The sequence below is a fragment of the Enterobacter sp. HMSC16D10 genome (assembly GCF_001807145.1).
In the GTDB taxonomy this organism is placed as follows: domain Bacteria; phylum Pseudomonadota; class Gammaproteobacteria; order Enterobacterales; family Enterobacteriaceae; genus Enterobacter; species Enterobacter roggenkampii.
This window is the reverse complement of the sequence record NZ_KV787838.1, coordinates 43337-65659: the sequence shown is the minus strand read 5'-3', so window position 1 is coordinate 65659 and position 22323 is coordinate 43337. Positions and strand designations below refer to the sequence as shown.

The 22323-nt window shown below is 56.8% G+C and carries 23 protein-coding genes and 1 pseudogene; 9 read left to right on the top strand and 15 right to left on the bottom strand.

The genetic code is table 11. From position 1 onward, the window contains the following. Window positions 1-87 precede the first annotated feature (87 nt). Both glpX and fpr read left to right on the top strand, forming a co-directional pair. On the top strand, window positions 88-1098 hold the full coding sequence (gene glpX / locus HMPREF3143_RS04705) for a class II fructose-bisphosphatase (protein ID WP_023293599.1): 1011 nt from the start codon (window positions 88-90) through the stop codon (window positions 1096-1098). A 96-nt stretch (window positions 1099-1194) separates the two neighbouring features. After that, window positions 1195-1941 (top strand): ferredoxin--NADP(+) reductase, encoded by a 747-nt coding sequence (fpr, locus tag HMPREF3143_RS04700; RefSeq protein ID WP_070531967.1) that lies wholly within the window; start codon window positions 1195-1197, stop codon window positions 1939-1941. Here fpr and HMPREF3143_RS04695 read toward each other — a convergent pair whose 3' ends face one another. Continuing rightward, window positions 1942-2361 carry a DUF805 domain-containing protein gene (locus HMPREF3143_RS04695; protein ID WP_008501811.1) on the bottom strand — a complete coding sequence of 140 codons (420 nt, stop codon included), beginning with the start codon at window positions 2359-2361 and terminating at the stop codon, window positions 1942-1944. 112 nt (window positions 2362-2473) lie between these two features. Between HMPREF3143_RS04695 and HMPREF3143_RS04690 the strand changes: the two genes are divergently transcribed. Then, window positions 2474-3070, top strand: coding sequence for a DUF1454 family protein (locus HMPREF3143_RS04690; protein WP_021242806.1), 597 nt, complete (start codon window positions 2474-2476; stop codon window positions 3068-3070). 111 nt (window positions 3071-3181) lie between these two features. Further along, on the top strand, window positions 3182-3949 hold the full coding sequence (tpiA, locus tag HMPREF3143_RS04685; protein WP_003862019.1) for a triose-phosphate isomerase: 768 nt from the start codon (window positions 3182-3184) through the stop codon (window positions 3947-3949). 81 nt (window positions 3950-4030) lie between these two features. Here the strand turns inward: tpiA and HMPREF3143_RS04680 are convergent, their stop codons facing one another. The 6 genes from HMPREF3143_RS04680 to cpxP all read right to left on the bottom strand — a co-directional run bounded on the left by HMPREF3143_RS04680 (window position 4031) and on the right by cpxP (window position 10148). Continuing rightward, window positions 4031-5335, bottom strand: a complete 1305-nt coding sequence (locus HMPREF3143_RS04680; RefSeq protein ID WP_070531965.1) for an SLC13 family permease — start codon at window positions 5333-5335, stop codon at window positions 4031-4033. Window positions 5336-5408: 73 nt separating this feature from the next. Next, complete coding sequence (locus HMPREF3143_RS04675) at window positions 5409-6152, bottom strand: CDP-diacylglycerol diphosphatase (protein ID WP_023293602.1); 744 nt, start codon at window positions 6150-6152, stop codon at window positions 5409-5411. Window positions 6153-6259: 107 nt separating this feature from the next. Beyond that, window positions 6260-7249, bottom strand: coding sequence for a sulfate ABC transporter substrate-binding protein (locus HMPREF3143_RS04670; protein ID WP_032675657.1), 990 nt, complete (start codon window positions 7247-7249; stop codon window positions 6260-6262). A 209-nt stretch (window positions 7250-7458) separates the two neighbouring features. Beyond that, a complete protein-coding gene (gene pfkA / locus HMPREF3143_RS04665) occupies window positions 7459-8421 on the bottom strand; it encodes a 6-phosphofructokinase (protein WP_008501816.1) in 963 nt (320 codons plus the stop codon). Between the two features lie 174 nt (window positions 8422-8595). Next, window positions 8596-9489: a CDF family cation-efflux transporter FieF gene (fieF, locus tag HMPREF3143_RS04660; RefSeq protein ID WP_008501817.1), complete on the bottom strand. Its 894-nt coding sequence runs from the start codon at window positions 9487-9489 to the stop codon at window positions 8596-8598. Between the two features lie 152 nt (window positions 9490-9641). Continuing rightward, the gene (cpxP, locus tag HMPREF3143_RS04655) at window positions 9642-10148 is read right to left on the bottom strand and encodes a cell-envelope stress modulator CpxP (protein ID WP_070531962.1); all 507 of its coding nucleotides are present in this window, start codon (window positions 10146-10148) and stop codon (window positions 9642-9644) included. Window positions 10149-10298: 150 nt separating this feature from the next. On the opposite strand from cpxP, the gene cpxR reads away from it, so the two are divergent. Both cpxR and cpxA read left to right on the top strand, forming a co-directional pair. Further along, complete coding sequence (cpxR, locus tag HMPREF3143_RS04650; RefSeq protein ID WP_070531959.1) at window positions 10299-10997, top strand: envelope stress response regulator transcription factor CpxR; 699 nt, start codon at window positions 10299-10301, stop codon at window positions 10995-10997. Further along, window positions 10994-12367: an envelope stress sensor histidine kinase CpxA gene (gene cpxA, locus HMPREF3143_RS04645; protein ID WP_003862003.1), complete on the top strand. Its 1374-nt coding sequence runs from the start codon at window positions 10994-10996 to the stop codon at window positions 12365-12367. Before cpxR ends, cpxA begins: the two co-directional genes overlap by 4 nt. 53 nt (window positions 12368-12420) lie before the next feature. On the opposite strand, the gene yiiM is transcribed toward cpxA, so the two are convergent. The 6 genes and pseudogenes from yiiM to HMPREF3143_RS04615 form a co-directional block, all read right to left on the bottom strand. Further along, window positions 12421-13095 carry a 6-hydroxyaminopurine reductase gene (gene yiiM, locus HMPREF3143_RS04640; RefSeq protein WP_008501820.1) on the bottom strand — a complete coding sequence of 225 codons (675 nt, stop codon included), beginning with the start codon at window positions 13093-13095 and terminating at the stop codon, window positions 12421-12423. Window positions 13096-13166: 71 nt separating this feature from the next. Further along, entirely contained in the window at window positions 13167-13787 is a 621-nt protein-coding gene (gene sodA / locus HMPREF3143_RS04635; RefSeq protein ID WP_003861999.1) for a superoxide dismutase [Mn], read from the bottom strand. Window positions 13788-13949: 162 nt separating this feature from the next. Next, a complete protein-coding gene (locus tag HMPREF3143_RS04630; protein ID WP_070531958.1) occupies window positions 13950-15215 on the bottom strand; it encodes an MFS transporter in 1266 nt (421 codons plus the stop codon). Between the two features lie 44 nt (window positions 15216-15259). After that, window positions 15260-17382 (bottom strand): annotated as a pseudogene (locus tag HMPREF3143_RS04625) (alpha-galactosidase). A 103-nt stretch (window positions 17383-17485) separates the two neighbouring features. Further along, window positions 17486-18481, bottom strand: a complete 996-nt coding sequence (locus tag HMPREF3143_RS04620) for a LacI family DNA-binding transcriptional regulator (protein WP_023293607.1) — start codon at window positions 18479-18481, stop codon at window positions 17486-17488. 17 nt (window positions 18482-18498) lie between these two features. Beyond that, window positions 18499-19047 (bottom strand): helix-turn-helix domain-containing protein, encoded by a 549-nt coding sequence (locus HMPREF3143_RS04615; protein ID WP_021242797.1) that lies wholly within the window; start codon window positions 19045-19047, stop codon window positions 18499-18501. 102 nt (window positions 19048-19149) lie between these two features. Here HMPREF3143_RS04615 and HMPREF3143_RS04610 point away from each other — a divergent pair, with 102 nt between their 5' ends. Next, window positions 19150-19809 (top strand): AzlC family ABC transporter permease, encoded by a 660-nt coding sequence (locus HMPREF3143_RS04610; protein WP_023293608.1) that lies wholly within the window; start codon window positions 19150-19152, stop codon window positions 19807-19809. Next, the gene (locus HMPREF3143_RS04605; RefSeq protein WP_008501826.1) at window positions 19809-20132 is read left to right on the top strand and encodes an AzlD domain-containing protein; all 324 of its coding nucleotides are present in this window, start codon (window positions 19809-19811) and stop codon (window positions 20130-20132) included. Before HMPREF3143_RS04610 ends, HMPREF3143_RS04605 begins: the two co-directional genes overlap by 1 nt. A 40-nt stretch (window positions 20133-20172) precedes the next feature. Here the strand turns inward: HMPREF3143_RS04605 and HMPREF3143_RS04600 are convergent, their stop codons facing one another. Both HMPREF3143_RS04600 and fdhD read right to left on the bottom strand, forming a co-directional pair. Then, on the bottom strand, window positions 20173-20385 hold the full coding sequence (locus HMPREF3143_RS04600; RefSeq protein WP_070531955.1) for a YdgH/BhsA/McbA family protein: 213 nt from the start codon (window positions 20383-20385) through the stop codon (window positions 20173-20175). A 114-nt stretch (window positions 20386-20499) separates the two neighbouring features. Further along, a complete protein-coding gene (fdhD, locus tag HMPREF3143_RS04595; RefSeq protein WP_045336239.1) occupies window positions 20500-21336 on the bottom strand; it encodes a formate dehydrogenase accessory sulfurtransferase FdhD in 837 nt (278 codons plus the stop codon). A gap of 371 nt (window positions 21337-21707) precedes the next feature. Between fdhD and HMPREF3143_RS26185 the strand changes: the two genes are divergently transcribed. Further along, a partial coding sequence (locus HMPREF3143_RS26185; RefSeq protein WP_254668418.1) for a molybdopterin-dependent oxidoreductase occupies window positions 21708-22323 on the top strand: 616 nt, incomplete at its 3' end.

Genomic DNA, 22323 nt, shown 5'->3' with positions numbered 1-22323 from the left:
TCTCCTGCAGCCAGCGGCGCAGGTACATCGCCCCTCCCCACTCTGTGATAAACTTCGTGCAATTCCTTTTGATTGTACGAGTACCTCATGAAACGTGAACTTGCTATCGAGTTTTCCCGCGTCACCGAAGCGGCCGCCCTTGCAGGCTATAAGTGGCTGGGTCGTGGTGACAAAAATACCGCCGACGGCGCAGCCGTCCATGCCATGCGCATTGTGCTTAACCAGGTCAACATCGACGGCACCATCGTGATCGGCGAAGGCGAGATCGACGAAGCGCCAATGCTCTACATCGGTGAAAAAGTCGGTACCGGCAAAGGTGATGCCGTGGATATCGCCGTCGACCCGATCGAAGGTACGCGCATGACCGCAATGGGTCAGGCCAACGCCCTGGCGGTGCTGGCCGTAGGCGATAAAGGCTGCTTCCTCAACGCGCCGGATATGTACATGGAAAAGCTGATTGTCGGTCCTGGCGCAAAAGGCGCAATCGACCTTAGCCTGCCGCTGGAAGAGAACCTGCGTAACGTCGCCAGCGCGCTGAACAAACCGCTGAGCGAACTCACCGTCACTATTCTGGCCAAACCGCGCCACGACGCCACCATCGCGCAGATGCAAAAGCTCGGCGTGCGCGTGTTTGCCATTCCGGATGGTGACGTTGCCGCCTCGATCCTGACCTGCATGCCGGACAGCGAAGTAGACGTGCTGTACGGCATCGGCGGCGCGCCGGAAGGCGTAGTCTCTGCGGCAGTGATCCGCGCGCTGGACGGCGATATGCAGGCTCGTCTGCTGCCCCGCCACGAGGTGAAAGGCGACAGCGAAGAGAACCGCCGTATCGGAGAAAACGAGCTGGCACGCTGCGAAGCGATGGGCATCGAGGCCAACAAAGTGCTGGCGCTGCATGATATGGCCCGTAGCGATAACGTGGTCTTCTCGGCGACAGGTATCACCAAAGGCGATCTGCTGGACGGCATCAGCCGCAAGGGCAATATGGCCACCACTGAAACGCTGCTGATCCGCGGAAAATCACGCACCATTCGCCGCATCCAGTCTATCCACTATCTCGACCGCAAAGACCCGGACGTACAGACGCACATTCTGTAAAACCGTTTGATCGATAGAGCTTTCCGGCCCAAATGGGCTGGAAATCTCCCCGTTAAGTACGGAAGATAGAGCAGAGAAACAGCACAGGAGAAGATCATGGCGGACTGGGTAACAGGTAAAGTCACAAAGATACAGTTCTGGACCGATGCGCTATTTAGTCTCACCCTGCATGCTCCCGTCCACCCGTTTAAAGCCGGGCAATTTGCGAAGCTGGGGCTGGATGTCGACGGCGAGCGCGTGCAGCGCGCCTACTCTTACGTTAACGCGCCTGATAACCCGGATCTCGAGTTCTATCTGGTCACCGTACCTGACGGTAAACTCAGCCCGCGCCTTGCCGCCCTCAAGCCCGGCGACGACGTGCAAATCGTGAGTGAAGCAGCAGGCTTCTTTGTGCTCGAAGAGATCCCGGATTGTGACACGCTCTGGATGCTGGCAACCGGTACGGCCATCGGCCCTTATCTCTCTATTTTGCAGTACGGCAAAGACCTGGAGCGATTTAAAAACATCGTGCTGGTTCACGCTGCGCGCTACGCCGCAGACCTGAGCTACCTGCCGCAGATGCAGGCGCTGGAACAGCAGTACGGCGGAAAGTTAAAGATTCAGACGGTGGTCAGCCGCGAAACCGTAGCAGGAGCGCTGACCGGCCGCGTGCCGGCGCTTATTGAGAGTGGTGCCCTGGAAGAGGCGGTGGGTTTGCCGCTGAACGCTGAAACCAGCCACGTCATGCTGTGTGGCAACCCGCAGATGGTACGCGACACGCAGCAGCTTCTGAAGGATACCCGGCAGATGACGAAACATCTTCGCCGCCGACCGGGCCATATGACCGCCGAACACTACTGGTGATCAGCGGTATTTCACCTCAACGGTGTCTTTACCGTATTTGTTTTCGCTCTGGGTGCCAATAAACGCGCCCAGATCGACAACCATCATCACGAAGATGACCGACGGCAGCAGCCTGCCCACCACCCACGGCAGGATGGACGGAAGCATCGCCCAGTTTCCCGCCACCAGCATCCACGCCAGAATAATCAGAAATGCCCACGCGCCGGAGCGGCCGCGATCGTGCAGGCGTTTCACCACGACTGCCGCCGTTGGCCAGAGCAGGCAGACCAGCGCGAAGGCCGCCGTTTGCGTGCTCAGCCACGCGTTATAGGCGACGAAAAACAGAAGCAGCATGGCGACAACCCACGTCACCATCCAGATCCAGAAATCACGGCGTCCAATACGCCCTTTGAATGAAAACAGCCACTGCTGTATGGTCATGTAAGGTTCCTTATTATCGTTTAGCCCGCATTTTACCCTGGAGTTGTGACCTTTTGACAAGCCGACCAGATATCGTTTTAATCATGAGCACTTACGGCCAGGGGCAATGTTGATGAAAAGTTCGGCACATTCTCTTTTCCTGTGTTTAGCGCTGCTCAGCGCGGGTTTTACCCTGCACGCCGCCGAAACCACAGCCCCGACCACAGCACCGTACCTGCTGGCGGGCGCACCGTCGTTCGATCAGTCCATCAGCCAGTTTCGTGAAGCCTTCAATCAGGCCAATCCCACGCTGCCGCTGGATGAGTTTCGTGCCATTGATGGCCCCCGCGACACGCCTACCCTGACCCGTGCAGCAAGCAAGATTAACGAGAATTTGTATGCCTCCACGGCGCTGGAGCGCGGGACGTTAAAAATCAAAAGCATGCAAATCACCTGGCTGCCAATACAGGGCCCAGAGCAGAAAGCCGCGAAGGCGAAAGCGCTGGAGTACATGAGCGCGGTATTGCAGGCGTTTACCCCTGCGCTGACGAAAAAGCAAAGCCAACAAAAGCTGCAAAAACTCCTCACCGCCGGTAAAAATAAGCGTTACTACGCCGATACCGAAGGCGCGATCCGCTATGTTGTGGCGGACAACGGCGAAAAAGGACTGACCTTCGCTGTTGAACCGATTAAGCTGGCACTATCTGACACCCTCGGCGGGGCGAATTAATGACAAAAAGCAAAGCCTTTCGAGGGAAAATCTCTATACTGATTCACAGACCATGCTGCCCGACAGGGTGGCCATATTCCTTAATTCGCTTATTGAGCGTGGAGAATTGAAATGCGACATCCTTTAGTGATGGGTAACTGGAAACTGAACGGCAGCCGCCACATGGTAAACGAACTGGTTGCGAACCTGCGTAAAGAGCTGGCTGGCGTGACCGGCTGCGCGGTTGCTATCGCTCCGCCGGATATGTACCTGGATCTGGCTAAACGTGCCGCTGACGGCAGCCACATCATTCTGGGCGCGCAGAACGTTGACGTTAACCTGTCTGGCGCGTTCACCGGTGAAACGTCCGCTGAAATGCTGAAAGATATCGGCGCGAAATACATCATCATCGGCCACTCCGAGCGTCGCACCTATCACAAAGAATCCGACGAGTTCATCGCGAAGAAATTCGCCGTGCTTAAAGAGCAGGGTCTGATCCCGGTTCTGTGCATCGGTGAAACCGAAGCAGAAAACGAAGCGGGCAAAACTGAAGAAGTGTGCGCACGTCAGATCGACGCAGTGCTGAAAACGCAGGGCGCAGCAGCGTTCGAAGGCGCGGTTATCGCTTACGAGCCAGTCTGGGCGATCGGTACCGGCAAATCAGCCACCCCTGCGCAGGCTCAGGCGGTTCACAAATTCATCCGTGACCACATTGCGAAAGCTGACGCCAAAGTGGCTGAGCAAGTGATCATCCAGTACGGTGGTTCCGTTAACGCGTCTAACGCTGCTGAGCTGTTCACCCAGCCAGACATCGATGGCGCGCTGGTTGGCGGTGCATCCCTGAAAGCTGACGCTTTCGCGGTGATCGTTAAAGCAGCAGAAGCGGCTAAACAGGCGTAATTGCCTTTGTGGCGGGTGGCGCTTTGCTAACCCGCCCTACGGTTCCGTAGGCCCGGTAAGCGTCAGCGCCACCGGGCTTTTTTACAGCCGTACCAGCAGGCTAAACCACAGATAATCCAGCGGCAGCAGCACCAGATACGTTGCCACCGCCAGCGCCAGACAGAGCACCATCCCCGCCCTGGCAGGCACTTTTCCTAACCCCATCGCCACCACGATCGGCGACGCCTGATACGGCAGCAGCGGCGTAGAATAGCCCAGCACCTGAATCATGATCACCGACAGCAGCGGGAAGCCGGTCGCATCCGAGAAGCTCTGCGCCAGGGTGGTATACAGCGCCGGAACGCCGTTGGCGGTCATGATGAAGTTGAGTGCGGTGGTAATACCGGTCAGCGCCAGGAAGCTGGTGAACGGTCGGTCTGCATCGAGCGGCATAATACGGAGCAACGCCTCGCCCACCGCCGTGCCGATACCGGTTTGCGTCACGACGATCGCCAGCCCCAGAATACCGGCAACGTAGATACAGGTGCGCATATTCACCCCCGCAGAAAACTCCTCCCCGGTGATAAAACCGATGCGCGGCAGCATAACGATGACCGACGCCGCCAGCCCGGTCCAGGCGGGCCCCACGCCGTGCCAGCTCTCCGTCACCCACATCCCCAGCACCACCGCCAGCAGCCAGGCAAGACGCTTTTCGTCCCGCCCCATAGGCTCAGACGGCGCCTGTTCCTTCGGCGGTTTTGGGCTGCCGGGAAAAAGCCAGCAGATCAGGCCAATCAGGATCAGGCCTTTAAGAATGCCCAGCACCGGCGTGTGCAGCAGCAGATACGGGACATAGTTCAGGTGGATGCCGTACGAACCTTCTGCCGCACCGCTCATCACCAGGTTAGGCACGTTAGCGGGCAGAATCGTCGCCGAAAGCTGGAACGTCCCGAACCCTACCGCCAGCGCCAGACCAAACCAGGCGCGGGAGCCGTCAGCGATACCGGCGCGTTTCGCCATTGCGGCGACAATCGGCATCAGCAGCGCAATACGTCCCATATTCGACGGCATCACAAACGCCAGCGCATAGCTCAGCAGCACCACGCTAGCAACCATTAATACCCAGGAGTCGGTGAGCTTTGCCGACAGCGCCCGGGCGGCCCGGTCCGCCAGCCCGGTTTTACGTATCGCCACGCCGAGCACGAATCCGCTGAAGACCAGCCAGAAAGCCGACGCGGCAAAACCACCGAAGATCGTCTCCGGCGGGGCGATCTTCGCGGTCATTGCCGCCGTGAAGAACAGCAGCGCGGTAATGAACTCCGGCAATAGCGACGTCGCCCATAGTACGATGGTGACGCCCACAATCAGTGAAGGCAGCAACAGAGGATACGTTGACCAGAGCGACATACCTGTCTCCTGTAGAATTTTTCAGCAAGTCTACGGCGACAGGCAGGGCGAGTAAACGCTATTTATGGTGGGGTCAATTCAGGATAGCGCATTGATGATCCTGCAGTTCCTCAGCAGACGCGCGGTTAAGCATCAGCAGGTTGCGCTCGGTTGCCAGCAACACAAACGAACCATCTGACTGCTGCGCCATTGCCAGCGCGAAGCGCCCCATATGGTCGCGCGCTTCCGGCAGCTCTTCAGCCAGCATCATGAACGGGCTGCGCTGCACCAGTTCATTCTCCGTCACCCGACGAGCAAGATACTCATGCCCTTCCAGGCCGCCAGGAAGGGGCAGCCACTGGGTGCTGATTTCTCCCTGTGCGGCGTTCAGCTTCTCGCGCACGTCCGGGCGCAGGCAGGAGATATGAATGTGAAAATGGTTTTGCGTGCGCCCTGTCGGCGAGTTAATCGTCAGTGAAATGGCGCTGTCGGGCACCTCGCTTCCACGCTTCAGGGTCATAAAGCTACGCGACTGCCAGGCCAGCCAGAAAAAGTTCGGCGTATGCGCTTCGGTCAACAGCGGGCTTTCGGTGCCGTTGATGCGGTATGTCGGCATCAGCAGGTATTGCAGCGGCCCGTTGCGGTCTTTAAAGACTACATAGCCTGCGTCAGGTTTCACCTGCGCACACGGTGCCGGGTTACGGTGTTGCAGTTGATTCGGCAGGCATTGGTCGAGAACGATATGTCGCAACGCATTCGGATTACCCGCTTTCATCCAGTACCAGCCGCCAGCGGCAAGGGCGATGACAATGAGGATCAATAAGATAATTTTTTTCACGACGCGTTCCCTGTTTTCAATAGAGGCAAAAGAGTAACGCAAAATGATGACCAAATAAAAAACCCGGCGGATTTCTCACGCCGGGTCACCGTATCGTTTATTTATGTTCAGCGCTGGCTAATCTGGTCAAAGGTGCCGCCGTTAGAGAAGTGCTCTTTCTGCGCTTTCGTCCAGCCACCGAAAACATCATCAATGGTGAAGAGCTTCAGTTTCGGGAATACGCCGTCATATTTCTTCGCCACAGCCGCATCGCGTGGACGGTAGAAGTTCTTCGCTGCAATCTCCTGACCTTCCGGCGAGTAGAGGTACTTCAGGTAGGCTTCCGCCACCGCTTTGGTGTCTTTCTTCTCAACCACTTTATCGACAACAGAGACGGTCGGCTCAGCCAGAATAGATTCGCTTGGGGTCACGATCTCAAACTTATCTTTACCCAGTTCGTTGGTCGCCAGCAGGGCTTCGTTTTCCCACGCAATCAGCACGTCACCAATGCCGCGCTCCACGAAGGTGTTGGTTGCACCGCGCGCGCCGGAGTCCAGCACTTCGACGTTTTTGTACAGCGCTTTCACGAACTCCTGGGCTTTAGCCTGGTCACCGTTGTTGTGGTGCAGTGCATAGCCCCAGGCGGCCAGATAGTTCCAGCGTGCGCCGCCGGAGCTTTTCGGGTTAGGGGTAATAACTGACACGCCCGGCTTAATCAGGTCATTCCAGTCATGGATCTGTTTCGGGTTGCCTTTACGTACCAGGAAAACGATGGTCGAGGTGTAGGGCGCGGAGTTATCCGGCAGGCGTTTGATCCAGTTTTTGTCGATACGGCCACGCTCGGCGATCGCGTCAACATCGTAGGCCAGCGCCAGGGTCACCACGTCGGCTTCAATACCGTTGATGACGGAGGTCGCCTGCTTGCCAGAACCACCGTGAGACTGGCGAACCACGACATTGTCGCCGGTTTCCTGCTTCCAGTGTGCCGCAAACGCTTTGTTGTATTGTTCATACAGTTCACGCGTCGGGTCGTATGACACGTTCAGTAACTGGATATCCTTAGCCAGAACGCTGGTCGATGCCAGCAATAATGTTAAACCCACGCCCCATTTATTCATCGCCCAGCTCTCTTGTGTAGTGTTTTGATGAATGCAGCGTGCCAGAAAGCGAATCGAGGATTAAAGAATAAAAAAAGATTGGCTATAACGTAGTGGAATAAAAAAGCGTGTACGCTAAAAAAAGCCGGGTGGCGGCTACGCCTTACCCGGCCTACGAGTCGTGCTTTTGTAGGCCCGGTAAGCGCAGCGCCACCGGGCAACAGAGCCAATCAGTACAGTTTTTTCGCGCAGTCCAGCCAGTCACCTTTGAACGGACGCTTCATGTTTTCAATCGCGTCGATGATGTCATGGTGAACCAGTTTCTCGTTCTGAATACCGACGCAGCGGCCGCCGTGGCCCTGCAGCAGCAGTTCGATTGCGTACGCGCCCATACGGGACGCCAGAATACGGTCGTACGGGCCAGGGGAACCGCCACGCTGGATGTGCCCCAGTACGGTTGCACGGGTTTCACGCTTGGTTTCGGTTTCGATGTACTTCGCAAGCTCGTCTACGTCACAGATGTGCTCGGTGATAGCCACGATCGCATGTTTTTTGCCTTTCGCGATGCCCGCTTTGATTTCAGCTACCAGATCTTCACGGCTGAATTCCACTTCCGGAACCACGACAAACTCACAGCCCCCCGCAATTGCCGCAGCCAGGGTCAGGTCACCGCAGTAACGCCCCATCACTTCAACGATAGAGATACGCTGGTGGGAAGAAGAGGTGTCACGCAGGCGGTCAATCGCTTCCACAACGGTGCCCAGCGCGGTGAAGTAACCGATGGTGTAGTCGGTGCCTTTGATGTCGTTGTCGATGGTGCCCGGCAGGCCGATGCACGGGAAGCCCATTTCAGTCAGACGTTTTGCACCCATGTACGAGCCGTCACCGCCGATAACCACCAGGGCGTCCAGTCCACGTTTTTTCATGTTCTCGATAGCCACTTCACGAACGTGTTCGTCACGGAATTCCGGGAAGCGCGCAGACCCAAGGAAGGTACCGCCACGGTTGATCATGTCAGACACGCTGTAACGGTCGAGCTGAACCATACGGTCTTCATACAGACCCAGGTAACCATCATAGATACCAAAAACTTCCAGACCTTCCGTCAGCGCCGCGCGGACAACCCCACGAATTGCCGCGTTCATGCCCGGCGCATCACCGCCGCTTGTCAACACACCGATTTTCTTAATCATGACTACCTCTGAACTTAGGAATGCAAAATTGAAATCTGTTGCCGGAAGAAACTTATCGACCAACGAATACTGCAAATAGTATATCAATCCCTTCCAGCTGAATTGATTCAGGTCAGACCAAATGGCGGTAATTTATACACAAAATGCTGGCCTGGCTCACTTTTTTACAACGAATTACGAAAGCCCAACATGTCCGGGTACAACCGAGCAGGGATCCTGGTGAATGATGACGTCTGAACCAGGAAAACGCTGCAAAATCGCCTGCTCGACCTGCTCAGCAATCACGTGAGCCTGAACCAGTGGCAGGTTGTCTTCCATTTCAATATGAATCTGAATAAAGCGGGTCGGCCCTGACTGCCGCGTTCGAAGATCGTGTGCACCGCTGACGCCGGGCCAGGCGGTCACGATAGAAAAAATTTCATTACGTTCTGAGTCCGGGAGGGCGCGGTCAAGCAGCGATTGCACTGCTTCATACCCCATCCGCAGGGCGCTATATAAAATATAGATACCAATCCCTAACGCAAACAACGCATCGGCCCGATGCCAGCCATACCAGGCCAGACCGAGCGCAATAAGAATAGCCCCATTCATCATAACATCAGATTGATAATGAAGCATATCCGCCCGTACGGCCTGACTTTGCGTTTTGCGAACGACCCAGCGCTGGAACGTTACCAGAACAAGTGTACAAATAAGTGCAACGACCGTCACAACGACGCCGACGCCGGGATCGTTCATCGGCGTCGGCGAGACGAGATGCTGAATGCCGGTGAGAAACAGGAACAGCGCAGAACCGGATATGAACATGCTTTGTGCCAGCGCGGCCAGCGACTCCGCTTTACCGTGCCCAAAGGTGTGCTCTTCATCCGCTGGCTGCAGCGAGTAACGTACGACCAGCAGGTTGGTCAATGAGGCGGCAATGTCCATCAGCGAATCCACCAGCGCCGCCAGAATACTGACCGAGCCGGTATACCACCAGGCAAAGATTTTAATCAGTAACAGGCTGGATGCCATGACGGTCGCCGCGATGGCGGCCCGGCTGACCAGTCTTCCATAGGATTGATTCATAAACGCTCCTGTCATGTCATGCCGCTAGTATAACGGAAGCATGTGGAGTCGAAGGATGAATAAACGGTTAACAAACAGAATGTGGGGCAAAAAAAACCCCCACATCATGTGGGGGAAGACAGGGATGGTGTCTATGGCAAGGAAAACAGGGTTTACTGGTTACTACGGGTACTGCTATTGCTACTGAAAAACGAGATTTCTGAGCTTCGCTGCATCCGTGCAACCTCACGCAGCTGATCCATACGCTGCTGATGTTTGGTGTTCAAAACCGCTTGCTGCTCCGGCGTTAGCAGGTGGAACATCTGGTTGCGGACCTTCGCCATCTCTACCTGGCGAGCAACCTGTTCCTGTGCCATTTTTTCGGCCTGAGCGCGCACAGCGCTTTCGTCAAAATTTTCTGCGGTGACAAGGCGATGCATTGTCTCCATTTCGCTAACATTAACAGGGGGCTGGTCGTGTCTCGCCCTCTGCATCAGATCTCGCATCTGTTGACGCTGATGTTCGGTTAAACTTATGCCGTCAAACATATGGCTTTGGCTGCTGTTCTGCGTTGCGCCCTCTTGTAAGGGACCGTTATCGCTGATGATAGCTACAGCAGCCTGGCTAAACGCACTGAACGCCAGCGTTGAGGCCATGACGGCAGCGGTAACTTTGCGCATCACTTGCTCCCAAAATCTTTCGTGTCGCGATTCAACGAGAGACAGTCTACGATTCAGGCTGCAAACATGCGTCAGGGGGTGTAAAACAACGTAAAGTCATGGATTAGACAGCCTTGATGTCGTAATTTCTGCCTCGGAGGTATTTAAACAATGAATAAAATCCTGTTAGTTGATGATGACCGAGAGCTCACATCCCTTTTAAAGGAGTTGCTCGACAGGGAAGGTTTCAACGTCCTGGTTGCCCATGATGGCGAGCAGGCGCTGAGTCTCCTTGACGACAGCATCGATTTACTTTTGCTCGACGTGATGATGCCGAAGAAAAACGGCATTGATACGCTGAAAGAGCTTCGCCAGACACACCAGCCCCCCGTTATCATGCTGACCGCACGCGGCAGCGAACTCGACCGCGTACTCGGCCTTGAGCTGGGCGCGGATGACTATTTACCGAAGCCGTTTAACGACCGCGAACTGGTCGCCCGTATTCGCGCGATCCTGCGTCGTTCCCACTGGAGCGAGCAGCAGCAGAATACAGACAACAGTTCACCGACCCTTGAAGTCGACTCCCTGAGCCTGAATCCGGGCCGCCAGGAAGCGAGCTTTGATGGCCAGACGCTGGAACTCACCGGCACCGAGTTCACCCTGCTGTATCTGCTGGCACAGCACCTCGGCCAGGTGGTATCGCGTGAACATTTAAGTCAGGAAGTGCTGGGCAAACGTCTGACCCCGTTTGACCGCGCCATCGACATGCACATCTCTAACCTGCGCCGTAAGCTGCCGGAGCGTAAAGACGGTCACCCATGGTTTAAAACCCTGCGTGGTCGCGGTTATCTGATGGTTTCCGCTTCATGATAGGAAGCTTAACCGCCCGCATCTTCGCCATCTTCTGGTTGACGCTGGCACTGGTTTTAATGCTCGTACTGATGTTGCCAAAACTCGACTCACGCCAGATGACGGAGCTGCTCGACAGCGAGCAACGTCAGGGCGTGATGATCGAGCAGCACGTGGAAGCCGAGCTGGCAAACGATCCGCCAAACGATTTGATGTGGTGGCGCAGGCTGTTTCGCGCTATCGACAAGTGGGCGCCGCCCGGACAACGCCTGCTGCTGGTGACCAGCGAAGGCCGCGTGATTGGCGCCGATCGCAATGAAATGCAGATCATCCGCAACTTCATTGGCCAGGCAGATAATGCCGATCACCCCCAGAAGAAAAAATATGGCCGCGTAGAGATGGTGGGGCCGTTCTCCGTCAGAGATGGCGAGGATAACTATCAGCTCTACCTGATTCGCCCCGCGAGCAGCTCCCAGTCCGATTTTATCAATCTGCTGTTTGACCGCCCTCTCCTGCTGCTGATTGTCACGATGCTGGTCAGCTCGCCGCTGCTGTTATGGCTGGCGTGGAGCCTGGCAAAACCCGCACGTAAGCTGAAAAACGCCGCCGACGAAGTGGCGCAGGGCAACCTGAGGCAGCACCCAGAACTGGAGTCCGGACCGCAGGAGTTCCTGGCCGCCGGGACCAGTTTTAACCAGATGGTGAGCGCGCTCGATCGCATGATGACGGCCCAGCAGCGCCTGCTGTCGGATATCTCGCACGAACTGCGTACCCCGCTCACGCGCTTACAGCTTGGCACCGCCCTGCTGCGCCGCCGCAGCGGAGAAAGCAAAGAGCTGGAGCGCATCGAAACCGAAGCGCATCGTCTGGACAGCATGATCAACGATCTGCTGGTCATGTCGCGCAATCAGCAGAAAAACGCGCTGGTGAGCGAAACGGTGAAAGCCAATCATCTGTGGCATGAAGTGCTGGATAACGCGGCGTTCGAAGCGGAGCAGATGGGCAAATCCTTCACCGTTAACTTCCCGCCGGGCCCGTGGCCGCTGTACGGTAACCCCAACGCGCTGGAAAGCGCGCTGGAAAATATCGTGCGTAACGCCCTGCGCTACTCGCACACGAAGATTGAGGTGGCGTTCTCGGTGGATAAAGACGGGATCACCGTCATTGTCGACGACGACGGTCCTGGCGTCAGCCCGGAAGACCGCGAGCAGATCTTCCGTCCGTTCTACCGCACCGACGAGGCGCGCGACCGGGAATCGGGCGGTACGGGACTGGGGCTGGCGATTGTGGAAACCGCCATGCAGCAGCACCGCGGCTGGGTGAAAGCCGACGACAGCCCGCTGGGTGGACTGCGGTTAACGCTGTGGCTACCGTTGTATAAGCGTTCGTAGCTGTTTGTGCCGGGTGGCGGCTTCGCCTTACCCGGCCTACTTTTTACGGAGGTCTATTTCCCCCACAACCTCCGCGAATTATCCTCGATCTTGCTGCTTAAACGCCGTTTCTGCATCGTTCTTGTCCAGCTGGTCGACAGCCCCGCCGCCGACAGCAGGCGATGATACTGCTCGTCATCAAACGGCATATGCCACGCAATGGCGCAGGCGTCGTAAACAGACACCTCACTCAGGCGTGATACCAGCTCAAGCGGCGCATCCGCTGAAACCTGCCCAGCCAGCACCACCCGGTACAGCCAGCCGGTTTTACCCGCGCTTTGCATCTGAGCCGACATGTCATGAATGCCGAAATGGTAGTTGAGCTTGAAGCACGGCGAGCGCGGCTGCGTCACCTGAATCAGGGCATCGCCCCAGCGGTAGATATCACCAATAAACACGTTCTTTTCGGTGAGCCCTTCAGTGGAGAGATTTTCACCAAACGCGGGAGCAACGAAGAGATCCGCCTGCTCGGGGAACTCCGCCTTCCAGTGCTGATAGTGCTCGCGCGGATAGTGGCACAGCGCGCGCTCCGGCCCGCCGTGGATCTTCTTTTCGGCCTGCTCGTCGCCCGCAAGCCCGAGGTCGGTTAACGTCAGCTCACCGTCGACCTGAATTTTGGCGATGGCGCTCGGGCGGCTGCCGTCGTACTCCCTTACCTTGCCTGTAAATACATTCACCGGATAATGCATCGCTGCCTCCATTACGCAGATACAAAAAAAGCGAGCCATCAGACTCGCTTCTCACAGGCGTCAATGCAACCTTATTTTTTAGCGGCGAAACGCGCTGCTGCTTCGTCCCAGTTCACCACGTCCCAGAACGCTTTGATGTAGTCCGGACGACGGTTCTGGAATTTCAGGTAGTAAGCGTGTTCCCACACGTCCAGACCCAGGATTGGGAAGCCGGATGCGCCAGAGATAGCTTCACCCATCAGCGGGGAGTCCTGGTTCGCGGTAGAAACCACGGCCAGTTTGTCACCTTTCAGTACCAGCCACGCCCAGCCGGAGCCGAAACGGGTTGCAGCGGCTTTCTCGAACTCCGCTTTGAAGTTATCAACGGAACCGAAGTCGCGCTCGATAGCCGCTTTCAGATCGCCCTGCAGGGTGGTACCGGTTTTCAGGCCTTTCCAGAACAGGCTATGGTTAGCGTGACCGCCCGCGTTGTTGCGCAGCACGGTTTTCTTGTCCGCTGGCAGCTGGTCCAGCTTGGTGATCAGCTCTTCAACAGGCAGGTTAGCGAACTCAGGCAGGCTTTCCAGCGCGGCGTTCGCGTTGTTCACGTAGGTCTGGTGGTGTTTAGTGTGATGGATTTCCATCGTCTGCTTGTCGAAATGCGGTTCCAGTGCGTCGTAGGCATACGGCAGGGATGGCAGTGTATAACTCATAATCCTCTCCATTATTGTCGGGCGGCACAGCTGTTAATGCCGCGTAAGCAGTTGGTTCATTATAGTTAATTAAATGATATTGAAAATGATTATCAATGCCGTAGTTTTTATAAGGTTATTCATTTTTTGACCAACGCCGGAATAGTGAATGGGTTCAGGGTGTTAATGGACTTCTAGCGCCTTATTGCCCGCCGCTATCTCCTCCCTGCTGCTGAGCGTAAACGCCGACACCACCGTAATCGCCAGCACGAAACAGCCCAGCATCAGGTATGTCTCCTGAAAACCGATCCGGTCATACATATTCCCGGCAAACGCGGAGAGGAAGATTGCCGCCGACTGTTTGGCAAACTGGAAGCCAATCAGATAGATAGTCGCCGAAAGACGCGTATCAAACACCCCGGTGATGTACTTGAAGGCCCCCACCAGCAGGAACGGCACCTCCAGCGCGTGCAGCATCTTCAGGGCAATCACTTCTACGGCGGTGGTGGCAAACGACGAGCCGATAATGCGCGTCGCCATAATCACCCCGGCGATCAGCAGCGTGTTTTTCGCGCCGATGCGGTTAATGATCCACGGTGAACAAAACATGATGATCGCATTGCAGATTTCCCCGGCAGTGGTCGCAAAACCAAAGGCGCGAGTGCCCTCCTGCGGCGTGGTGAAGAACGTTTTGAAGAAGGTAGCAAACTGCTGGTCGAAAACGTCGTAGACGCAGGCCACGCCAATCACGTACAGAATAAACATCCACATTCTGCGCTGACGGAACAGGCTAAAGACCGTTTTCGCGGTGATCTGCGGCTGGTTGGCACCCAGCGCATTCATCACCTGCGCCGTCTGATTGGGTCTTGGCTTTGCGACCATCAGCAACAGCATCAACAGCAGCGCCGCCGCCGAACCCATCCAGAAAACATACGACGGATCGATGCCGAACAGGATCCCGCCCGTGGAGGCGCACAGCCCCCAGCCGAGGCAGCCAAACATGCGCGCCTTGCCGTACTCAAAGAAACTGTTACGGCTCACGCGTTCAATGTAGGCCTCAATGGCTCCTGAGCCCGCCGAAAAGACAAAGCCGATATAAATGCCGCCGCTCAGCGCGCCCAGCCAGATGTTGGCTTTCAGTAACGGCGCAAAGACGTAGAGGAAGAAAGGGGCAAACAGGAACAGCAGCACGGAGATGATCCACAGCAGGTGTTTTTTCAGCCCCAGTTTATCCGAGATCACCCCAAGCACCGGCTGGAAGGCAATGGCCGAGAGTGAGATGCAGGAGAAGACGATGCCGGTATGGGTTTTATTGAGGCCGATGATATCCGACAGCCAGATCGGCAGGAACGGAAAGCAGGTGGCCATGATGAAAAAGTAGAGAAAGAAGAACAGCCCGAAAATCCAGAAATTAGGGTTGTCTTTGTGGGTACAGGTTGTTGTGTTCATTATTTTTATCCTCAACGGAGGGCCAGTTTCCCGGCCCGTCACCTTTACACGCGTTCCACGCCAATCAGGATGGCGCTTTCCGGATCGAGAATCGGCAGCGCAATGCCCGCCTGCATCAGCCACTCACCGCTCGCCGTTTGCGGCGTTTCCATCCATGCCGGCAGCTTGCGCATGGTATGGCCTCCCTCACCGGTGATGCGAATCTCAGGGTGATCGAGCAGCGAAATACGATACTGCGCGCTGGCCTCAAGCCCCGGCATGCGCAGCGGCATCATCAACGTGTAGTCCGGCATGGCGAGCTGGCTGACGATAAACAGTCCCTGCGTTTTATCTTCGCTCACAATACCCTGTGCCAGCGTAGTGGCATCCGGCATATCCACGCGCCAGTGGGTGCCCTGATGGATAACCTCGCGCCACTGCTTATACAGCGCGGCGTAACGGCGATAACCTTCGCGCTCCTTCTCATCAACGGTGAGGGGATCCAGTTCCAGCCCCATATGGCCAAACAGGGCCGTCAGACCGCGGAATTCAATGCTGTGCTGGCGGAAGGTGGCGTGACATTTATGTTGACCGATATGCGCCCCCATCACCTCCGGCGGGAAGAAATAGCTCATGCCGCGCTGGATAGCGTTGCGCTCCAGCGCATCGTTGTTGTCCGAGGCCCAGAAGCGGTGGCAGCGCGTCAGCACCTCATAATCAATTCGCCCCCCGCCGGAGGAGCAGGATTCAAATTCGACGTGCGGGAAACGCTTGCCCAGCACGTCCAGCAGGCGATAAAACTGGCGGGTTTGCGCGTCGGCGGCGGCCTTTCCGTCGTGACCCGGCTGCACCAGCTCACGGTTCATGTCCCACTTCACGTAGTCGACCTCATGTTCACCCAGAAGCCAGCTCATACGCTCCACCAGGTAATCAAACGCCTGCGGAATGTTCAGGTTAAGCACCAGCTGGTGCCGCCCGGTATGTTGCCTGTAGCCAGGCAACGCCAGCACCCAGTCGGGATGCGCACGATAAAGATCGGAATCCGGGTTAATCATCTCCGGCTCAACCCAGATGCCAAACGCCATGCCGAGCTGTTTCACATGGCTGATGACCGGCGTGAGGCCGTTCGGGTACTTCTTCTCGTCCAGATACCAGTCACCCAGCGCGGCGTAGTCGTCGTTGCGACCTTTGAACCAGCCGTCGTCGATGATAAAGCGCTCCACGCCCAGCGCGGCCGCCTCGTCGGCCATGCGCATGATGTAGTCCGGATCGTGGTTAAAGTAGATGCCTTCCCAGGTATTGAGGTGAACCGGGCGCGGTTTGTTTTCGGGGAAGCGGATAACGTTGTCGCGAAGGTAATGGTGAAACTGCTGGCTCATGCCGTTCAGGCCCTGTGCGGAGTAGCTTGCATACAGGCGCGGCGTCCAGAGCGTGTCGCCCTCCTCAATCGCCATTTCGCCCGGCAGGTAGAGGGCTTCAGCCTGCAGATAGCGGCGCCGTCGGTTTTGGCTTCCGCACGCAGGCGGTGGTTGCCGCTCCAGCCCAGATGCACGCCCCAGACGTCGCCGTGCATTTCGCTGAATGACGGCGTACCGGCAATCAGCGCCGGGAAGTGTTCATGGGAGGTTTTACCCCGGCGGTTTTCAATCACAAAGCTGTCGTGCTCAAGCGTCACGCGGTGCGGCTGAAATTCCCGGATCCAGCGTCCATGGAAGGCCATCACCTCCCGCGCGCGTTCGGCCACGGGTAGCGTTATGGCAAAACGGTCCACCTGCCACGCCTGCGCTTTCAGGTTGGTTAAGCCGTGACGCACCGCCAGCACGCCGCTGGCGTCCAGCGCCAGCTCGCTGGCCAGCCGCAGGCCCGCCTGTTCATCTTCTGCCGTAATCGTCAGGGTTTGCCCCTGCTGCTGGACATCTGTGGTGCTAAAGACAGGTGAACCGTCCCGGCCCAGACGATGCCCTTCAATACCGGGTGACCCAAACAGGCCGTGCCCCAGCTCGGCCATCAGCGTGACCGGAGAATCCACATCCAGCCTGCCGTTGGCAACTGGCCGGGAAAGGGTTTCAGCATTCTGCGGCGAAAAGTGCTGAAGATGCGGCCCCCAGTAGATAATTTCGGCGAACGGGTGCGTTTTTATCACCACATCCACCGTCGCGCTTTCGAGTCGTAAAATGGAATCTTGCATCAGACATCTCCTGTCATGGGATGCCTTGAGTTTTGATCCGAAACGTTTCGGATACAAACCAAAACGTTTCGGATTTGTGATCGGGTTTAGAAAATGGAGAGATTCAGGCCGTCTGGCCGGGAGAGAATTCGGGCTGCCAGAGCACCTGGAGCTGCTCGATCGCCTCGCCGTTGATCAGCTGGCGAACCATATCGGCAATCTGTTTCCCGACGCCCTGACGGGTGGACTGGATCACTGCCGCCACGTCAGCGTCGACGATGCTATCCTGCGGAAGCCCGTCATAAACCACCAGCGCAACGGCGTTCTCGCCGGTCAGGCGGCCCAGCTCCGCCAGCGCCATCGCCGCGCCGTCGCCGTGAGTGTTGCAGTCGGTAATGATGGCCGTGGGCGGCTGCGATAGCGAGAGAAGCTCTTTCGTGGTGGCATACCCCACCCGGCGTGAAGGGGGCATGGCGCGCAGCCATTCGCTGGAAAGCCCGGCTTCCCGCAACGCGTCCAGATAGCCCTGACGGCGCTGGGTGATGAATGCCTGATTGTTGCTTTCGCCCAGCAGGGCAATGCGCTGATGGCCTTTTCCGATCAGCCAGCGGGTCGCATTGTACGTACCGGCATAGTTGTCGAAGTCGAACCACGCGTACGGCTGCGGTAGCTGGCTGCGCCCGAGCGCCAGGAAAGGAAAACCGGCGGCCTGCAGTTGCTCAAGACGGGGATCGCGATCCAGCGTGTGGGCCACGATCAGCGCATCCACGCGGCGGCTTTGCACCATGCGCATATAGCTGTGTTTATCGGCCAGATCGTCATCGGCAATCAGCAACAAATCGATTTCATGTCTCGCCAGTTCGTGGCTAATTTCGCCGACCATGTCCATAAATACGCTGTTATTGAGCGGAACAGGATGGACCGGGAACACCAGCCCAACGGCGTCGATTTTGCCCATCTTCAGACGACGGGCGAAGGTGTTCGGTCGGTAACCACGGCGCTGGGCCTCTGCTTCCACGCGTGCGCGCGTCTCGGCGGAGACGTCGTCATATCCGTTGAGGGCGCGGCTGACGGTGGTGACCGACAGCCCCAGTTCTTTGGCAATGGCTTTAAGCGACATGAGTTTCCGTATCTCTGTTAGTTTTGTTCCGCCACCAGCAGCGCGTAAGTGTCTGGCTCCAGGGCCTTGAAGATGTGCGGCTGGTCGGCGGGATAACAAATGTAATCCCCTGCGCCGAGCTCTTCCGCCGCGTCGAGCAGGCCGACCAGCGCCCGCCCCTGCGTCACAATAATATGTTCCACCGAGCCCGGCGGATGCGGCTGAGAAAGACGGTCTGCACCCGGTTGGGTCATCAGAAGATAGACATCGCGGCGCGCGCCGGGGGGGCATGCCGCCAGCAAAATGGCTTCATAATTAGCCTCTCCGGCGACCACTTTCGTCCCTTCACCACGGCGTATCACCTGCGTGGTCGGTAGCTGCGGCTCAAGCAAGCGGGCGAAAGGAATATCCAGCGCCACGCAGAGCGACCACAGCGTTTCCAGGCTAGGGTTACCGTTGCCGGACTCCAGCTGGGAAAGCGTGGATTTTGCGATCCCGGCACGGCGGGCAATTTCCGCCAGTGAAAGCCCGGTTCGCAGGCGTTCTCGCACCAGACTTTTGGCGATCAGGCTGATCGGCTGCGTCATATAACGGCCTCTTGTTCTATAAAACGAACGAATCGTTCGTCTTGAAAATCAGTTTCGTTGCGTTCATTATAATGGATACACGTTCGATATGGCTAAAATTGTATGAAGCATCATCTCTCTTGTCTGAAAGGCGACACCATAAAAGCAATCATCCTGGTCTGCCTCGCGGTGGGCGTGGTCGGGATGTCCTACGGCTCGCTGGCGATGGCCTACGGTTTCCCGGTCTGGGTGCCGTTTGTGCTCTCCATTACCGTGCTGGCGGGCGCGTCTGAGTTCATGTTTATCGGCATCGTGGCGAGCGGCGGCAATCCGCTGGCGGCCGCGGCGGCAGGTTTGCTGGTCAACGCGCGCCACGTGCCGTTTGGCGTGACGGTGCGAGAGCTGGTGGGCAAGCGCGGTCTGAGCCTGCTGGGCTGCCACATCATGAACGATGAAAGCGTGGTGTTTGGCCTGTCGCAAAAAACCGCCGAACAGCGTAAAGCCGCCTACTGGCTGTGCGGCTTAGGCGTCGCCCTCGTCTGGCCGCTTGGCGCACTGCTGGGGGCCATGGTCGGCAAACTGTTGCCCGACCCTGAGACCATCGGGCTGGATGCGGTATTTCCGGCCATTCTGCTGGCATTAGTGGTTCCCGCATTTAAGAACCGTACCACGCTGATCCGCGCCTGCAGCGGCGCCGTGTTATCGCTGGCCGCCGTACCGTTTGCCCCGGTGGGATTACCGGTACTGCTCTCTTTACTCGGTCTTGCCGCGAGGAAAAAATAATGGAAAACATGACGGTCTTTATTCTCGGCATCGCCATTCTTTCTGCCGGAACCTATTTAATGCGCCTTGGCGGCGCCAAACTCGGCAACCGGCTGGCGTTGTCGGAGCGTTCTCAGGCGCTGCTGTCAGATGCGGCAACGGTATTGCTGTTCTCCGTGGCGCTGGCGACCACCTTTTATGAGGGAGAACACTTCGCGGGCATGGCGCGCGTGCTGGGCGTGGCGTTTGCGGTGTTTTTGGCCTGGCGGAAAATGCCGTTGATTGTGGTCATCGTGGCCGCGGCGGTGGTGACGGCATTGCTGCGCGTAGCGGGCATAAACTAAAAAAGCGCCCCGGGGGCGCTCTTTCGACGGTGTGACTCGCTTATTTGTTCAGTTCAGCAGTCATGTGTACGCGGTTACCTGTGAATGCCTGGGTAATTTTGTATGATGACGCACCCGCTTCCTGAGCCTGAGCCGCGATTTTCGCTTCTGCACCATCAATGGTAGAGGCGGTTGCGGTTACGGTCTGCGCAGCGAAAGAACCAAAAGAAGAAGCCAGAGCGATTACAGCGACAAAAGTTTTGATGCTTTTCATAATATAAACCCTTTCATTAAGTTATTTAGGTAAGGCACCGTGCCTTGATGAGATAAATACTAGACCTCATCGCGAACAACTAAAAGCGGAAGGATTTGCTATTATCATTCAAAATTACTGATTAACTATTAATCGCTGTGGATGGGTATAAATGGTCGCCCTTCCCGGCTTGCAGAAACCCACCAGCGTCAGGTTGCAGCGCTCGGCCACCTCCACCGCCAGCGTCGTTGCCGCCGACACGGCAAACAGGATCTCCACCCCGCACATCGCCGATTTTTGCACCATCTCATAGCTGGCGCGGCTGGAAACGAGCGCGGCGCCCTGCTGCCAAACCTCACTTTCACGTGCACGACGACCGAGCAGCTTATCCAGCGCCACGTGGCGGCCCACGTCTTCATGCCCACCGGCAATCTCTCCCGACGGCAATACCCACGCCGCCGCGTGCGTGCAGCCGCTGAGCTGGCCGATAGGCTGTACATCGTTGAGGTGCTCAAGCGCAGGATCGAGGTGCGCCAGATTAAAGGTCTGAGTAAACGGCAGTGGTGAAACAGGTTTGCCAATATCGTTGAGCTGCTCAACGCCGCACACGCCGCAGCCGGTACGCCCGGCCAGCGCGCGACGACGCTCTTTCAGCCCCATAAAGCGGCGGCTGGAGAGCTCGATTTGCACTTCCAGGCCGTTGCAGGCCTGCACCACGTCCATGCCATAGATATCTTGCGGATGCTCAATGATGCCTTCCGAGAGGGAAAAACCGATGGCGAACAGCTCAAGATCTTTCGGAGACGCCATCATCACCACATGCGAGATGCCGTTGTAAACGAGCGCAACGGGCACTTCTTCGGCCAGAAAATCGGGTATGGCATGAGTTATGTGGGGCGGTCGGTGTACCGACAGTTCCACTATGCCGGCAGGCAGGGGTGACGAGTGGGGAGCACGGTTTTGTTTAGACACAGCGGTATTCCTGAACAACCACGGAAGCGAGCGTGCTATTGCAGCATAAACCACAGGCTGTACGCATAGTATGGATCAACTTTTCGACAACCATTCTCCTACTCATTTAGCAGGGGTGCAACCTGCCACCGGCTACACCGCTTTAACATGCAGAGCTGTTAACGTGATCAATATCACACTTTATAATCAACATGGTGATAATACGTTCACTTTGTATTAACGCCATTAGAACAGCTGTACCGACAATGTGGTATTCTGATGATATCCCTCGTGGAATTGAGGGATTAACGCAAATTTTTTCCTTTGCGGTCATTCTTCAACCGCGAAGTCAAAACTACATATGTAAGCAATGTCGAAACAAGGAGTGACCCATGCAGGTCAGCAGAAGGCAGTTCTTTAAGATCTGCGCTGGCGGTATGGCAGGCACCACGGCAGCGGCACTGGGCTTTGCGCCCGGCGTAGCGCTGGCGGAAACGCGGCAGTATAAACTGCTGCGCACCCGTGAAACCCGTAATACCTGTACGTACTGCTCTGTCGGTTGCGGGCTGTTGATGTATAGCCTCGGCGACGGTGCTAAAAACGCCAAAGCGTCTATTTTCCATATCGAAGGCGACCCGGATCACCCGGTTAACCGCGGCGCATTGTGCCCGAAAGGGGCCGGTCTGGTGGACTTTATCCACTCCGAAAGCCGCCTGAAATTCCCTGAATACCGCGCGCCGGGTTCCGACAAATGGCAGCAAATCAGCTGGGAAGAGGCGTTTGACCGCATCGCTAAACTGATTAAAGAAGACCGCGATGCCAACTTTGTTGAGAAAAACGCCGACGGCGTCACGGTCAACCGCTGGCTCTCCACCGGGATGCTGTGTGCCTCTGCTTCCAGCAACGAAACCGGTTATTTAACCCAGAAATTTACGCGCGCACTCGGTATGCTCGCGGTCGACAACCAGGCGCGTGTCTGACACGGACCAACGGTAGCAAGTCTTGCTC